The following is a 15,302-nucleotide window of genomic DNA, read 5'->3' as shown; positions in this document are numbered from 1 at the left end:
TACGCTCCTCCCGCTCTCCGTCCGCCGACCCGGCGGGCGCCTTCGAAGAACGGTGACCATGAGCCTGCGCGCCCTGCTCCGCCGCCTCGCCCTGCCCCCGCTCGCCGCGGGCCTGGCCGTGGCCGGCCTGGCCCTGCCCGCCCGGGCGGATTCGATCACCGACTTCCCGTTGCTGGTGCTCGACCTGACCGAGACGATCACCGTGGTCGACGGGCAGTCGAAGACGGTCGCCTTCTCGGTGGACAACCTCGGTGGCGGGACCGCCCAGAACACGATCGTCCGGTTCGGCTCGGTGCCGGCCGGCCTGGGCTTCGTGCCGCCGACCGGCTGCACGGTCACCGAGTGCAAGCTGGACAAGCTCGCGGCCGGGGCGAAGCAGAGCTACACCTTCACCGTGAAGCCGGACACCACGGTTCCGCTGACCTCGTCGTTCGAGGTGACCCTGGTGACCGGCTTCGAGGAGCTGGACGGCATCCAGGTGCAGGTCGTCCGCACCACCAAGGCCGGGGCCGACCTCGAGATCGGCGCGATCAAGGACCTCAAGGTGGGCCGGGGCAAGTCCGCGAACCTGCCGCCGGTCGCCATCCGCAACACCGGCAGCGCCCCCTCCAAGACGCTGGGCCTGTTCCTGGGCGCCCAGGACGGCGTCGCGCCGGACATGGACCGCTACCGCAACTGCGAGCTGGACACCGACGAGGGCGGCGTGATCTGCGTCCTCGACCAGACGCTGGCCCCGGGCCAGAGCGCCTCCGTCGACCCGGCCACCCCGCTGGCGTTCAAGGTCGGCAAGGACACGCCCGGCCCGGCGAGCTACTACGCCGGCGTCGCGGCCCTCGGCCTCACCGACAAGTACGTTGCCGCGTTCGCCAAGCGCAACGCGGGCAAGACCGGCGACAAGCTGGCCCTGAAGAGCACCTCCTCGGCCGCGAGCCTCACCGACGGGGACGTCGACGACGACCTCAACCCGGACGACAACGTGGCCTCCTTCAAGGTGACCGCGCCGATGGCCGCCGCGGACGGCAAGGCGGTCGGCGGGGTTTTCAGCGGCGCGGCCGGTGACCGGGTCACCGTCAAGGTCGGCACGCAGAACCTGGGCCCGTTCGCGACGGTGCCGCTGAACTTCACCTCGCTGCAGTATGTGCACGTCCAGCTCCCGACCGGGATCACGCTGACCAAGCCGGACGAGCTGTGCCTACCGGGCACCTCGCCGGACGACATCGACCTGGCGGGCACGCTGGCCAGCCGGGACTGGGTCTGCCTGGTCCTCGGCCAGCTGCACAAGGGCGACCAGAGCCTGTTCGCCTTCACCGCCAGCATCGGCGACGGCTCGCACGACGCCGGTTTCGTGCAGACGGCCGGCAGCGTCCAGGACACCGTGTCCGGCAACAACCGGGCCGCGCTGACCGTGGAGGCGCAGGACAGTCTGCCGCTGACCGGGCCGTCGGCCGGGCTGCTGGCCGGAGGCGGCGCCCTGCTGCTCGCGGCGGGCCTGTTCGCGCTCCGGATGGCGCGCCGCCGCCGGATCATCACCGTCGTGGACTGACACCGCGTTCCTCGCCACGGGGGCGTCATGTCGTGCGGATAAGGCAACGTCAGGTGCGTATGCGAAAGCCTGCGTACCGGACGGGGCCCATCCGCGCAGCAACGCCGTGCCGGAGAGAAGCGGAGCAGCATGTTCAGTGGCCGCATAGCTGCCGAATGGGAGTACTCGATGCGTACTCCCGCCACAGTTGAGTACTCAAGTCGTGGCCGGCGATCAGGCATGTCGCGGCAATCGGATCAGCGATGGTTTCGAGTACGGGCCGGAGATCACGCAGCTGGATCAGCGCCTCGCCGCTGAAAGTGCTGTTGATGCCGTTCGCCAGGTGGGTGGCGGCCAGCAGACCGTCATGGGTCAAGGCGATGTGCCCGAAGTAGATGCCGTGCGCATCACCACCGGCGAAGACCATCGCTTCACTTGCGGCCCGAAAATCATCGACGTCCCAGACGTTGATCGCTCCAGGTGTGCCGAGCACCAGCGTGGACCCTACAAGCGCCGCGCCGTCGGAGGATGCTTCAGCCCCGGCATGCACTGAACCGAGCACGGTCGGTGCCGCCGGGTCCGTGGTGTCCCAGATGGTGCCGGGTCCGGAGGCGCCGGTCACGAACATGCGCCGACTGTCCGGTGCATACACGACCAAGTTGGGGCCATCGCTTCCCGGAGGGATACTCCGCGTGGCCAGAACCTGCGGAAGGGCCGGATTCTTTACATCCCACCACGTAACGGTCCGGTTGTCGCCAAGCGTGACGAGCGTGCGGCCATCCGGAGAAAATATAGTGGACCTCGGTGGCGTGCTGGCAGGCAGCAGGCCGACTGGCCGGGGATCACCCCGGACTTCCCACAGGGACACCGAAGCTGCTCGCTCGGTCACGTCGGAGTAGGCCAGGGCGACGAGGAGTGCACCGTCGGGCGAGAGAGCCAGAGGTTCTATACCCCCCGCCCCGACAGCAGGCACCGTGCCGGTGCGGTGAAATTGCTCATTTGCGTCGATCTCCCAGATCCCGATGCCACCCGTGCCGTCCGGGGAGGCGAAATGTCGCCCGTCCCTGCTGAAGGCACTGTCAGCGTTATCGGTGGAGGCCGACGAGGGGTCATCCCCTATCGCGAGGCCCCTTCCGTCCCGCGGTCCGGTCGTCGACAGGCGACGCGGGTGAGCGGCATCCTTCAGGTCCCACAGCGTCGCCGCGTTGCCAACCGCGGTAACCACGAGATGGTTTGTATCCGGTTGGACAGCCATGCCGGTAACTCTGGCAGCACCGAGCGGCAGCGTTGCTTCGATGGCCGGCTCATTCCAGGCTGACGGCCGCCATAGGGTGGGTTCGGTGGCGGCGGTGAACACCAGGGCGGTCTTACCATCGGGTGAGAGATCTGCCATGGTCACCTGGCTGGGAACCTCCGCCAGCGTCCGGCGCAGTACCGGGCCGTCATCCGTCATGTCCCACACGTAGCTCGACCCGTCAGTGGCGGAGATCAGGTGTGCGCCGTCCGGGGTGAAACCGATCGATGAGGACCCCAGACCCAGGGACCGCGAGAACGGTAGGCCTCCATCGCGGGCCGGCCGTGCCGGGTCGTTTATATCCCACAACTGGTGGCGGCCGTCCTGGAACCCGACGGCGAGCCGCCCTTTTACCGAGATCGCCAGACTCTCGGCCGCACCCGGAATGGAGGAGGCGATCATGGGCCGGTCAGGATCATGCACGTCGGTGAGGACCAATCCGTCTTTCTTGGCAAAGGCCAGCAAGCGTGAGTCTCGGGAGAAGGCAAGCAGCGGCGTCCAGTCACCGTTGATCGGGCCGGTTACGGTGGCAATGGACGCGCGCAAGCTCGGCCGGCGTGCATCACCTGACGTCCACAGGCGCACAGGCTGGTTTTCGGCCATGGTGGCGAGCAGCCCATCCGGGGCGTACTGAACCCAGTGGACAGGTGTATCGGTAGCGGCAGGAGGCAGCGTCGTGGCGCCGACAGGAACCACATAGAGGCGATCGTCAACAGCGAGAGCGATGGTTTTGCCGTCCGGTGAAAACGCGCAGCCACTTACCTCCCCGGACACAGCGATGGCATTGCGGACCGAGCGCGTTCCGATGTCCCAGATCAATACCGCGCTACGTTGCAGGGTGATGACGTGGGTGCTGTCCGGGGACCACACCTGCGGGCCGCCACAGAATTTCTGAGTCGCCGGGCTGGTGAGCTGGCCGGCGTAGCGGTTCGTCATGATGTCGCGGATCAGGGTGGATCTCGCGCCCGGGGCGCCAAGCCGGTATGCCAGGCCTTCCAGCAGGAGGGCGCTGCCAGGATCTCGTGTGCGCAAAGCGGTTGCGGCAGGCAGCAGCCCTGCCGCAACTTCGCGCTGACGTGCTATCTGGGATTGATGTATCGCGGCGACCGCGCCGCCGGTCAGTCCGGAGATCGCCAGCAGCAGGGCAACGACGATGGCTGCGAAACTGGGGTTGAATCGGGTACGACTCAGGCGTACCGCGGCGGGCAGGTCAGCGGCGAAGCGCACCCGGGCCTCGCGGGCAAGGGAATCGGGCACGGTGTCAGGCGCGGACCCGGCCGCGAGAATCACCCGCAAGCCGTGGTGGATTGCCTCATCGAGCTTGTTCGTGACCCCTGTCACGGGAGTCAGCCTCAGGTCAGCTTCAAGCCGCGCGCTGATGGCAACGCGGCGGTCGAGGCGGCGCACCCGGAGCGACGGCGGCATCCTTCGGGCAAGATCGGTCAGAATCACGCCGAAGGCCGCGCCCAGAGATGCTCCGCCCACCTCGTCACAGGGTAGGTCTTCGCTTGTCAGACGCCAGACCACGCACTTGTCACGAATCGGTTGCCCCGCAATGCGCCAGGCAGCGTCCAGGGACTCAGCGAATGACGGGTCAGCCGTCAGGAAGAGCATGACACGCGGGTCGGGGTAAAGCCCGGGTGGCCCGGTGTCGAGCACGGCCAGGCGTAACAATCCGTGCGCACCGGTCGATCGCCTATCGAACAGTACGGGCAGCTGCGCCTCGCGTTCGGGGCGCGGCCACTGGTCCGTCAGTGCCCGCATCAGCAGCGTCAGCAGTCCAAACGGTGCCGCATCCGATGCTTCCGCCTCGTCGGCCAGGACGGCGAGGCGACGCGCGGCGGTGGCTACATTCACGTCGGAAAACTCGGTGGCGATGTCGCTGCCGTTCAGCTGCAGAACCGGCAGCACGTTCGCGCGGCGCCAGTGTGATGCGGCATCGCCGAGCATGCCGGCCGTGTCGGCGGCCCCGCTGACTGCGGTGACCACGCACACAGCCGCATTCGCCGCCGACAACGCGGGGCCCGGACCCGGCGCCGTCATTCGCCCCAGGCGGGACTCGCCAGGCCAGACGACGCGGGTTGCCAACGCCCGCGCCGTGTCGTGCTCGGGCTCCAGTCGTTGCCGCAGGGATGTAGCAGCATCCAGGTCACCAACGGACGCCTGGCACAGCTCCATCCAGCTTCGGGGGCCGTACAGCAGCCGTGTACACAGTTCGTATGGGTCAGACTGCGGCATCGCGGATGGTCCGGCTCACAGGATCGTCTCCCGGTAGAGAAGCGACAATCGCAGCCCATGCAGGCATGGCCGGATCGGGAGTTGCTGCTACAGATCGAGCCAGTTGGTCCAGGGCCGCGGGATCCCCGGAATCGACCTCTGTCACCCGAACGGGGTCGCTCACCGAAAGGTCGAGCCACCTCGAAGCGGTCAGGCGGAGCGCCCCCTCCCCTCCGCCTGACCGACTGGGAACGAAGACCATAAAATATCGATGAGAACTGCTTTCCGTGGTGACATCCATCGGCAGCAGCCGCTCGGCCGAGGCGTATTCGGCATCGTGCACCAGCACTTCGATCGTGCCAGGCCCGGATTCACGAATATCGAACCTCTGGGACCCGACGATCCATTCCACCGCCCGGTAACCGGGTTCCTCGGAAGCAGCCATCCGCATCGAGAGCCGGTCGAAACGAGGAAATTTGATCCGCGATCCCTGCACCGACGGTTCAGCCAGCGGATTGCCCGTCCTCGCGACCACGACGGGCTCGCGCGCCGGCAGGCCGAATCCCAGCAGGCTGCACCAGTAACGCCGCCACAGCCCATATCCCTGCCAGGACCGCATCGGCCGAGCCGGATAGGGAGCAGTCGCGCTGAGTGCGCTCCAGTAGCGCCGCAGCACAGTACTCATGGCGCCTCGATGTCGCCCGGGGGCGCCGCCGGAACACGGCCGCTACCCAGTTGAGCCAGTAGGGCCGGACCGGAGGCTCCGACCGCAATGGCAGTGAGGACACCGAAAATCTGACTGTGCAGTACAAGTGCGGCAGCACCGCCCAACGCCAGCCGGGTGACAGCTACGAGGATGTCGGCCGCCGGGTCGATGTATCGAGTCAGGGGCGGCAACCGCCGGCCGCGGCGGCGTGCCGAGTGCCGAGCTTTCTGCCAGGCCGCCAGGTTGCCCCACACTGCGACCACCTCGACGATGCCGCCGCCGGCCATGCCCAGCAGCGCCGCAGACGCCAAATCCATGCCTGTCGCTTCCGCCGACTCCGACCAAGTGGCGTCAATCTATCTGAGCGAACCGGCCTTTGTGGACCCGTCATATGCTTGCGGTCGATGTTTCCGGGGCCACAGCCGGTACGGGATGGGGGAATCTCGTGGATCGACGACGGAGGCGTGCGTTCCTGGCGTCGGGGCTGTGCATCACCCTCGTGGCTACGGGCTGCTCGTTCTCGAAGGGCAGCAGGCCAACGGTTGCGGAATCGGCAGTGCCACCCGCGAAGGAACTGTGGCGGTTGGCCGGACGGCCTACCGGACAACCCGTGCCGATCGCGGGTATCGCAGTGGGTCAGGTCAGCCAGGACCGCAGGACCTTCGCCGTTGGTATCGATCCGGTGACCGGCAGGGAGATCTGGCGGCAGGAAGCGTCACCGAGTCAGGTCACACCCGGCGTCGAGGTCGCTCCGGTTGCCATCGGCGACAAGGTCGCTTACTTCCGGCCAAATTCCGAGCATGGGCAACTCGCGCGGCTGGTGATCGCCGATCCGCGAACGGGAAATGACCTGCAAGTCTCCGGTCCGCAGCTTTTTCTGTCCAGCCCAGAGCCATGCAGTGGCAATGTCGACGTGTGCGTCTTGTCGCACGAAAAAACCGATGACGAAGTCAAGCCGCACAAATTCAGTCCAGCCACCGGTAAGTATGTTGCCGTTACAAGCAAAATGCCGCAGGACGCCCGCACCATCGGCACGGCCGGCCTACTCGGGTTCGACGGACGGAATCCCGAGGAAATTGGCCTCCTACGCGATGGCAGGATCCGCTGGACAACAAAACTCGGTGATGCCTTCCCTGAAGGATTCAGCACTGATTGGGGTTGGTCCTGGTTGCTCTACGGCAAAGAAAAGGTATACGCCGGCTCTGTTTACGGCAAACCCGCCGAGCCCTATGACCAGCGTCGGACCGAGGACCTCTCAACGAACAGAGCGATGGCTGCAGTCTCCGAGGACGACGGGTCCGTACTGTGGCGCGACACGGGCAGCGTGATCGGCTGCAACGGCATTTACGGAACAGACGAGGACAAGACGTATTTCCCTGTTCGCTGCCGATACAGAGGATCGGAGACCATAGATCCAGACCAGAAGGCGACCTTCACCTTCGCCGGCCTGGAAGTCACGATGGAAGGATTCGAGGTCCAAACCGGCCGAACGACCTGGTCCGTGCCCTTGGGCGCAGCGGAGAACCTCGAGACGTTCGCCAAGCCATTCCCGGTCACGGGAACGAACGAAATAGTAGTAACGCCAGGGAACGACATCCCTCTTGTCATCGATGCCGATTCCGGGAAATCCCGAACGGCGGCCGCCGACGCGACCTTCTGGTGTCTGTCCAGCTATAAGTACGATTATATTGAGCCTTTCACCAATCGGCTCGGTGACACAATTCACCTGCGCATCGGCGGCAACCAGGCCACCACCTGCAGCGCGACGGGCAATCCGGCAACCGGTACGCCCAGCGCCGCCGCGACCTCGGCCGTGGGCGCGCACATCGGCCCATACGTAGTGATGGCGACGGATACCGGCTTCACCGGCTACTCGGTCAACTGACAGGCCGGGCTGCTTCCCCGGAACAGTGCCAGACATCAAGGACGGCCACCACCATTCGCGATGATGGATTGCTGCAGAGGCTGAGCCGTCGGGCGTAGTGGGCTCGCCTGGCTCGCGCCTTGGTGTCGGCATCGCCGCCGTGACGGGCACAGACGGTAGGCGATGCCGCGGGCGCCCCGAAGAGGAAGACTTTGACCAGGCGGATCTCGTTGGCGGCAGCCTGATCAGGCTCGGATGCCGGATCCGACGGTGGCAATGGTCTCGGCGGCGCAGATCGTCAAGGTGGCACACCTTGACGGCTCAACCGCACGTCACGCAGTTCCGAAACTTTCGGAACTGCCTTCCGCAACTTGGTGAATGTTTCGAGGCCAGGTCGCAATGTCGAACGTTAACAACGGCTTTGAGCTGCTGCTATTCGCAAGCGCTCACGACTTCTGGTTCCGATATGTTTCCGTAAGTTGTTGACAGCTCCCCGAGAGCAGGCAAATACTCACGCTGTCGACAGGGATCGCCCACCGTCGATCCGAGTCGGCTTCCGCTCCCACCGCCTGGTTCTCCCCGCCCAGGCCTCCCCGAAGGAAACCGCAATGTCCGACGCTCTCGTTCGACCCCGGAACCGGGGCCGCATCAGACTGGCCCTCGGTGCCGCATGTGCCGCACTGATCGCGGTCACCGGCACGATGATGGCCGGCCCGGCCCGCGCCGACACGACCATCACCAGCAATCAGACCGGCACGAACAACGGCTACTACTACTCGTTCTGGAAAGACTCCGGCAACGTCAGCATGACCATGGGCGCCGGCGGTCAGTACAGCACCCAGTGGAGCGGCATCAACAATTTCGTCGCCGGTAAGGGCTGGGCGACCGGTGCGCGCCGGGCCGTCACCTACTCCGGCTCGTTCAACCCCAGCGGCAATGCCTATCTGACTCTGTACGGGTGGACGACCAGCCCGCTGATCGAGTACTACATCGTCGACAACTGGGGCACCTATCGCCCGACCGGCACGTTCATGGGCACGGTCACCAGCGACGGCGGAACGTACGACATCTACCGCACGCAGCGGGTCAACCAGCCGTCGATTCAGGGAACGGCCACGTTCTACCAGTACTGGAGTGTGCGGCAGTCGAGGCGCACCGGCGGCACCATCACCACCGGGAACCATTTCGACGCCTGGGCCAGCCACGGCATGAACCTCGGCACGTTCAACTACCAGATCCTGGCGACCGAGGGATACCAGAGCAGCGGCAACTCCAACATCACCGTCGGCGGTACGAGCAGTGGCGGCGGTGGCACCACCACGCCGCCTCAGACCGGTGGCTGCACGGCGACGCTTTCCGCAGGTCAGCAGTGGAGTGACAGGTACAACCTGAACGTCAGCGTCGCCGGCTCCAGCAACTGGACGGTCACGCTGAACATCCCGTCACCGGCGAAGAGCATCGCCACCTGGAACACCACGGCGAGCTACCCGAACGCGCAGACCCTCGTCGCCACGCCGAACGGCAGCGGCAATTCCTTCGGCGTGACGATCCAGACCAACGGCAACTGGACCTGGCCTTCCGTGTCCTGTTCCGCGAGCTGACGACGTACGGGAAAAGGGGGTTTGAAATGTCGTCGAAAGTGCTCTCCACCGCGCGCACCGTCGGACTCGCCGTCCTGACGCTCTTCGCCAGTCTCGTCGCCGTGAACGTCGCCGCCGAATCGGAGGCCGCCACCTGCAACGGCTATGTCGGGCTGACCTATGACGACGGGCCGACCGCCGGCAACACGCAGAACCTGCTGAACACGCTCAAAGCCAACGGGCTGCGGGCCACGATGTTCAACGAAGGACAATACGCCGCGGCCAATCCCGGCCTGGTCAAGGCTCAAGTCGACGCGGGAATGTGGGTCGGCAACCACAGCTACACGCACCCGCACCTGACCCAACAGAGCCAAGCAACAATCGATTCAGAGATCTCCCGTACGCAATCCGCCATCGCGAACGCAGGGGGCGGCACCCCGAAATTGTTCCGGCCGCCCTACGGCGAGACGAACGCGACACTCAAGTCCGTCGAGCAGAAATACGGGCTCACCGAAATCATCTGGGACGTCGACTCGCAGGACTGGAACAACGCGAGCACCGACGCGATCGTGGCCGCGGCCGGGCGGCTCACCAACGGGCAGATCATCCTGATGCACGACTGGCCGGCCAACACGGTCGCCGCCATTCCGCGCATCGCGCAGGGGCTGGCCAGCCGCGGCCTGTGCGCCGGGATGATCTCGCCGTCGACTGGGCGGGCCGTCGCACCCACCGGCGACGGGGGCGGGGGCACGACCACTCCCCCGCAGACCGGCACGTGCACGGCGACACTGTCGGCCGGGTCGTCGTGGAGTGACCGTTACAACCTCAACGTCACCGTTTCCGGGTCCAGTTCGTGGACGGTCACGCTGAACATTCCGTCACCGGCGAAGGTGATCGCCACCTGGAACATCACGGCGAGTTACCCGAATGCGCAAACGCTGGTGGCCAAGCCGAACGGTAGCGGTAACGCGTTCGGTCTGACCGTGCAGACCAACGGCAACTGGACCTGGCCGTCGGTCAGTTGTAGTACCGCCTGACCTTCCCGCTCCCAGGGCTGCGGCGGCCGGTTTCCTTCCGGCCGCCGCAGTCGGCGCTTTCCTTCCCCCACCGCCCCCGGCAACCCTCCCGCCGCCGGCAACCCTCCCCACCCGCCGCCGGCAACCCTCCCCGCCCGTCGCCGGCAGCTTTCCTGCGCCCGGCGCCGTCAGGGATTGCCTTCCGGCCGCTGTTGTCGGCGATTTGCTCCCTGGAAGATCCGCAGGAAGAACAAAAGCACCCCATGGCCTGGGCGAACAGGACGTGGCCGCGGTCACGGGCGGTCAGCCCGGCCGGGCGATAGGTGTAGGCATCGGCCATGCGCACACTGTCGCCGCGCCCGCCCCTCGCCACGGGTGAATCACCAGGCTTCCCGGCCCGGGATCGGGCTCCCCGCCCGCGATCGAGCCGAGTTCTGTGGGCCGCCCGACCCAGGATCGGGCCGGGCAGCCGGTGTCGTCAGCGACCGAGCCGGAACGTTCCCGGGCCGACCCCGGTCAGCGTCCGGGTGTACTGCCGCAGATACGTGTCCAGGAACGGCGACCGGTCACCCTGGGTCGGCACGTCGAACCGCGGGTTCTGGAACTCGAACCCGAGCCGCGCCCGCGTCACCGTGATCGTGTTCCCGCTCGGCGTGTCCCGCCAGCTACCACTGCCGATCGTCCCGATCTGGACGCCGAGCTGATGGCCCGTCTCCAGGGTCCAGTCGGTGGACTTCAGGTCGAACGCGACCCGCCCGGCCCGCTCGATCAACGCCACGTTCTCGTCGAACATCACCGAGGTCCCGTCCGGGGCAACGTCCCACAGCCGGACCATGACGTTGCCGGGCGCGCTCGCGGCGAACGTGACCGACGGCGTGGCGGTGATCCGCAGCCGCGACCGCACCGGCGTCGACCAGCTGAAATTACTGTGCGTGTCGCCGGCCGCGAGCTTGTTCGCGGCGAGCGGCACCGGATCGGCGTAGTGCTCCATGTCCCACTGCCGATCCTGCGGCGCGGCCAGGGCCGAGGCGGCACCGTCGTCCACGTACTGCCCGTCCGGCAGACTTTCCGTACTCGCCGACGTCGGTAGCGGCCAGGTCGGCTGCGCGCGCCAGACGCCGGTGCTGTCCTCGATCGCGTACGCCGGGTCGTGCACCGCCGGCCGGATGCCCTTCAGGTAGTAGTCGTAGAAGCGCATCACCTCGTCGAAGAACCCGGCGCGCCCCTGCAGCAGCTGCCCGTCACCGTTCGTCTCGTTGCCGCGCACGTGCTCCCACTGCCCGAGCCAGCCCCGTTCGACCCCGCGATGGTTGTCGAGGTATTCCTCCATGTCCTCAGGCTTGGTGTTGTTCTCGATGAACCCCTGCGTCACGAAGAGCGGCGTGGTCGTGCCCTTCGCGGCCGCCGCCAGGTTCCGCGCCCGCCAGTAGGGCGAGTTCAGCTCCGGGTTGTTGTTGTTCGTCAGGTTGTCGGCGAGGCACTCGGGGTGGCTCGTCTCGTAGGCCGCGTTCGCCTTGTACCGGTCGCTGTCGTCGGGCAGCGGCGCGATCGTGGCGATGCCGTTGTAGGCGTTCGGCGTCCCGGTCACGTTCGGCCGCGGCACCTCGTTGCTGAACAGGTAGTTGTACATGTTCCACACCGGTTCCTGCGCGACGACCGCCTTCAGCGCGTTCAGCCGCAGGTTGTTGCCGACCAGCCCGGTCACGGCGTCGTAGGACTTACCGTACATACCGACTTTCCCGGTCGACCACGGCTGGCGCGACGCCCACTGGATCGCGGCTCTGACATCAGCCTGCTCACCCGGCCCGACCCAGTCCAGGCACCCGGTGCTCCCGCCGAAACCACGAAGATCGACCATGACGTACGTGTAACCGCGCGCGAACAGGTCGGTGCCACTGGTGAAGTCCGCGAAGCGGCTGGACGGGCCGGTCTGCGTCCACCCTTCCGGACCCGTCTGCCCGGCGTGCCCGAAGTAGGGCCCCACCGCCAGAATCACCGGCGTCTTCGCCCGAGCCGAAAGCCCCACCGGCCGCAACACGTCGGCGTGCAGCTCCACCCCACTCCGATCAGCCGACGGAAAATACGCCTCGGTCCACACCGCCCCTTCCGGCACCCGGGGATTCTCCTCATGCGTAACCCCCGGCCCCGCGTTCGCGGTCGCCGCCGCACCCGGCCTCACGCTTGCCGCCGCCACCGCCGCCGCATTCATGGTCGCCGCGTTCGCGGCCGCGGCGGTAGCCGACGTCGCCTTCGTGGTCGCCGCCGCGGTAGCGGCTGTCGCGGCCGTCGCTGTGCCACCGGTCGCCAGCGCCACCGCCGCAACCAGCGCAACAGCGCCCGCCCCTCTGCGTATGCTCATCCGAGCCCCCAGAAATAGACCAGCATCTCTGACAAGACGCTAACCCGTCGCAGTCCTTTTTGGAGCACGCCGGCAAGGTCCGCTCGTACGAACCCCGGTTTCGGTCAGCCTCACCGCAACGCCAACCGCAATGTCGCCGGCCCGCCGCTCCCCGGGACAGCGCGTCTCGCCTACCCCTGCTTGTTCTACGATCGCGCCGCGATCCGTCACATCGTGGACGAGCCGAGCGCCTTGACCAACCGCGCCAGGGAGTTCCTCGATCTGCACGCCCGCCGTTCGCCGATCACCCCGGAAGATCCGGGCCGGTGGGACGGATGCACTGATGCGTCCGGTGCCGTCGTGACGGGTCCGGTGGATGGCCTGGACCGTCTGACATCGTTCGTCAGTCGCTTCGGGGGCTTGGCCTGCTGCGGTGAACGGCCGAGTCGCGATGGCGGTCACCGGAATCGCTATGAGTTCGACGGCTTCATCTCGTCCGGCTGGGATCAGCTCGAGAAGGGCGACTGGGTGGCGACGGCCGGGCTGAAGGAAAGCTATCCGCTCACCCCGCCGCTGACCGCCCCTCGACCGACGTCACTGCACACATCGCCGAAGCCGGCCACCGGCCCCTCAACCGGTTCCCGCGGGGACGGACGTGGCGGGTCCAACGTCACCGCACACCGGAATGGCGGCGGCGCCGGGGCGGGCCGGCACCGGGAATCGTCGCGGACCGGACGGCGGGCGTCGCTTTTGCGTCGCCGAAGCCGACAACCGACCTGTCGTCGACGCCACCGCGCAAGACGATCAGGCCGCGCAAGACGATCAGGCCGCGCAAGTCCCCGGAGGCGCCGTTGGCTCCCCGAGCTGAGCCAGCGACTGGTTCACCTCGGTGAACGTAGCCAACTGCCGGTACCGCGCCCCGATCACCACGTCGATCACGTCGCTGGTCCGCCCCGGGTTGAACTGCGCCTCCGCGTCCCCGAGGAAGAACGCCCGGATCCACTGCGCCGCCCCGACCGTTTTCGGCCCGAACTGAACGACCGCGACCTGATCCACCTTGGTCTTGCTCTTCGCCGGCTTCTGCACCACGAACCCGCGATTCTTGAAGTCCTCGCTGACCTGCTCCGCGACACCCGCCGTCCGGGTCCCGTTGAGCACACGCAGCTTGACCTGCTCCGCGTTGTCGGGCAGCGCGAGGTTCACCTTGGCGGTGCAGCTCTCGCTGGCGATCGCCGCACTCTGCGTGTCGTGAACCACCGCGACGGCCGCGACAGTCGCCGCGACGGCACCCATGGCGCTGATGACGCGGTAGGCCCGCGATCGCGTGTCCTTCATGCCACCTTTGTTGCCCACCGCCCGGGCACGGTGAACCTTCCTCTATCAAGCCGTGACGTCCCGGCTGGTGATCTCGCTCTCACCAACGACACCCCGGCCACCCGGTTACTCCGCTTCCCGCAATGGCACCGCCAATCGTGAGCTGAGCTCGTCGAACGTGATGCCGAACGTCTCCCGGACCACCACCCCGCCGGCCGTGATCACGAACGTCGCCAGATCGGTGTAGACCCGGTTGACGCATCCCAGCCCGGTCAACGGATACGTGCACTCAGGCACCAGCTTCGGCGACCCGTCCTTGGTGAGCAGCGTCATCATCACGTAGACGCTCTTCGCCCCGACCGCGAGATCCATCGCGCCACCGACGGCGGGGATCGCGTCGGGCTCGCCGGTGTGCCAGTTCGCCAGGTCGCCGCGCGCCGAGACCTGGAACGCGCCGAGCACGCACACGTCCAGGTGTCCGCCGCGCATCATCGCGAACGAGTCGGCGTGGTGGAAATACGCCGAGCCGGGCAGCTCGGTCACCGGCACCTTGCCCGCGTTGATCAGGTCCGGGTCGATCTGTTCGCCGGTCGCGGCGGGGCCCATGTTGAGCATGCCGTTCTCGGTGTGCAGCACGATTCCCGCATCGGCCGGCAGGTGGTCGGCGACCAGGGTCGGCTGGCCGATGCCCAGGTTCACGAACGATCCGGCCTCGATGTCGCGCGCCACCAGCGCCGCCATCTCGTGCTTGTCGAGGCTCATACCGCCACCACCCGGTCGACGTAGATGCTCGGGGTCACGATCACTTCCGGGTCGAGTTGCCCGGTGTCGACGATCTCGTTGACCTGGACGATCACCTGTTTGCCGGCGGTCGCCATGACCGGCCCGAAGTTGCGGGCGGTCTTGCGGTAGACCAGGTTGCCCATCCGGTCCGCCTGATGGGCCCCGATCAGCGCCACGTCACCCTTGATCGGAAACTCCAGCACATACGTCCGGCCGTCGATCTCGCGCGTCTCCTTGCCCTCGGCCAGCGGCGTGCCGACCGCGGTCGGGCAGTAGAACGCCCCGATGCCAGCGCCGGCGGCCCGCATCCGCTCGGCGAGGTTGCCCTGTGGCACGACCTCCAGCTCGATCTTGCCGGCCCGGTAGAGGCCGTCGAACACCCACGAGTCCGTCTGCCGCGGGAACGAGCAGATCACCTTGCGGACGCGGCCCTTGGCCAGCAGCGCGGCGAGCCCGGTGTCGCCGTTGCCGGCGTTGTTGGACACCACCGTCAGGTCGGTCGCGCCCTGCTCGATCAGCGCGTCGATGAGCTGCACCGGCATCCCGGCCAGCCCGAACCCGCCGATCAGGACAGTCGAGCCGTCCGCGATTCCGGCGACGGCCTCGGCCGTACTGTCGCAGATCTTGACGGCGCTCATGCCGTCACCTCCGCTGAGGTCGGGGACTCG

Annotated in this window: 11 protein-coding genes; 4 read left to right on the top strand and 7 right to left on the bottom strand. The window is 67.1% G+C overall.

The features are described from left to right. Positions 1 to 58 precede the first annotated feature (58 nt). The gene (locus ACH442_RS14545; RefSeq protein ID WP_396338463.1) at positions 59 to 1,543 is read left to right on the top strand and encodes a hypothetical protein; all 1,485 of its coding nucleotides are present in this window, start codon (positions 59 to 61) and stop codon (positions 1,541 to 1,543) included. 133 nt (positions 1,544 to 1,676) lie between these two features. On the opposite strand, the gene ACH442_RS14540 is transcribed toward ACH442_RS14545, so the two are convergent. The 3 genes from ACH442_RS14540 to ACH442_RS14530 form a co-directional block, all read right to left on the bottom strand. After that, on the bottom strand, positions 1,677 to 4,805 hold the full coding sequence (locus ACH442_RS14540; RefSeq protein WP_396338462.1) for a WD40 repeat domain-containing protein: 3,129 nt from the start codon (positions 4,803 to 4,805) through the stop codon (positions 1,677 to 1,679). 235 nt (positions 4,806 to 5,040) lie between these two features. Then, positions 5,041 to 5,718 carry a hypothetical protein gene (locus tag ACH442_RS14535; RefSeq protein WP_396338461.1) on the bottom strand — a complete coding sequence of 226 codons (678 nt, stop codon included), beginning with the start codon at positions 5,716 to 5,718 and terminating at the stop codon, positions 5,041 to 5,043. Beyond that, the gene (locus ACH442_RS14530; RefSeq protein WP_396338460.1) at positions 5,715 to 6,056 is read right to left on the bottom strand and encodes a hypothetical protein; all 342 of its coding nucleotides are present in this window, start codon (positions 6,054 to 6,056) and stop codon (positions 5,715 to 5,717) included. The genes ACH442_RS14535 and ACH442_RS14530 overlap by 4 nt, the downstream gene beginning before the upstream one ends. Before the next feature lie 293 nt (positions 6,057 to 6,349). Here ACH442_RS14530 and ACH442_RS14525 point away from each other — a divergent pair, with 293 nt between their 5' ends. The 3 genes from ACH442_RS14525 to ACH442_RS14515 all read left to right on the top strand — a co-directional run bounded on the left by ACH442_RS14525 (position 6,350) and on the right by ACH442_RS14515 (position 10,220). Then, positions 6,350 to 7,624, top strand: a complete 1,275-nt coding sequence (locus tag ACH442_RS14525) for a hypothetical protein (protein WP_396338459.1) — start codon at positions 6,350 to 6,352, stop codon at positions 7,622 to 7,624. Between the two features lie 587 nt (positions 7,625 to 8,211). Further along, complete coding sequence (locus tag ACH442_RS14520) at positions 8,212 to 9,204, top strand: glycoside hydrolase family 11 protein (protein ID WP_396338458.1); 993 nt, start codon at positions 8,212 to 8,214, stop codon at positions 9,202 to 9,204. Between the two features lie 26 nt (positions 9,205 to 9,230). Further along, positions 9,231 to 10,220: a polysaccharide deacetylase family protein gene (locus tag ACH442_RS14515; protein WP_396338457.1), complete on the top strand. Its 990-nt coding sequence runs from the start codon at positions 9,231 to 9,233 to the stop codon at positions 10,218 to 10,220. Between the two features lie 457 nt (positions 10,221 to 10,677). On the opposite strand, the gene ACH442_RS14510 is transcribed toward ACH442_RS14515, so the two are convergent. From ACH442_RS14510 to ACH442_RS14495, 4 genes are all read right to left on the bottom strand, one after another. After that, positions 10,678 to 12,558 (bottom strand): CocE/NonD family hydrolase, encoded by a 1,881-nt coding sequence (locus ACH442_RS14510; protein ID WP_396338456.1) that lies wholly within the window; start codon positions 12,556 to 12,558, stop codon positions 10,678 to 10,680. 801 nt (positions 12,559 to 13,359) lie between these two features. Next, positions 13,360 to 13,872, bottom strand: a complete 513-nt coding sequence (locus tag ACH442_RS14505) for a LytR C-terminal domain-containing protein (protein WP_396338455.1) — start codon at positions 13,870 to 13,872, stop codon at positions 13,360 to 13,362. 105 nt (positions 13,873 to 13,977) lie between these two features. Further along, complete coding sequence (locus ACH442_RS14500; RefSeq protein ID WP_396338454.1) at positions 13,978 to 14,613, bottom strand: 3-oxoacid CoA-transferase subunit B; 636 nt, start codon at positions 14,611 to 14,613, stop codon at positions 13,978 to 13,980. After that, entirely contained in the window at positions 14,610 to 15,272 is a 663-nt protein-coding gene (locus tag ACH442_RS14495; protein WP_396338453.1) for a 3-oxoacid CoA-transferase subunit A, read from the bottom strand. Before ACH442_RS14495 ends, ACH442_RS14500 begins: the two co-directional genes overlap by 4 nt. Between the last annotated feature and the right edge of the window lie 30 nt (positions 15,273 to 15,302).

It is taken from the genome of Actinoplanes sp. NPDC020271 (assembly GCF_044388125.1).
Classification (GTDB): domain Bacteria; phylum Actinomycetota; class Actinomycetes; order Mycobacteriales; family Micromonosporaceae; genus Actinoplanes.
Note: the sequence above shows the minus strand (reverse complement) of the source record. Positions and strands in the feature narration are given on the sequence as shown.

Bases quoted from the DNA above. Each gene is read 5' to 3' on its own strand.
- ACH442_RS14545 (WP_396338463.1), top strand. From the start codon at position 59: ATGAGCCTGCGCGCCCTGCTCCGCCGCCTCGCCCTGCCCCCGCTCGCC.
- ACH442_RS14535 (WP_396338461.1), bottom strand. From the start codon at position 5,718: ATGAGTACTGTGCTGCGGCGCTACTGGAGCGCACTCAGCGCGACTGCT.
- ACH442_RS14530 (WP_396338460.1), bottom strand. From the start codon at position 6,056: ATGGATTTGGCGTCTGCGGCGCTGCTGGGCATGGCCGGCGGCGGCATC.
- ACH442_RS14520 (WP_396338458.1), top strand. From the start codon at position 8,212: ATGTCCGACGCTCTCGTTCGACCCCGGAACCGGGGCCGCATCAGACTG.
- ACH442_RS14515 (WP_396338457.1), top strand. From the start codon at position 9,231: ATGTCGTCGAAAGTGCTCTCCACCGCGCGCACCGTCGGACTCGCCGTC.
- ACH442_RS14510 (WP_396338456.1), bottom strand. From the start codon at position 12,558: ATGAGCATACGCAGAGGGGCGGGCGCTGTTGCGCTGGTTGCGGCGGTG.
- ACH442_RS14505 (WP_396338455.1), bottom strand. From the start codon at position 13,872: ATGAAGGACACGCGATCGCGGGCCTACCGCGTCATCAGCGCCATGGGT.
- ACH442_RS14500 (WP_396338454.1), bottom strand. From the start codon at position 14,613: ATGAGCCTCGACAAGCACGAGATGGCGGCGCTGGTGGCGCGCGACATC.
- ACH442_RS14495 (WP_396338453.1), bottom strand. From the start codon at position 15,272: ATGAGCGCCGTCAAGATCTGCGACAGTACGGCCGAGGCCGTCGCCGGA.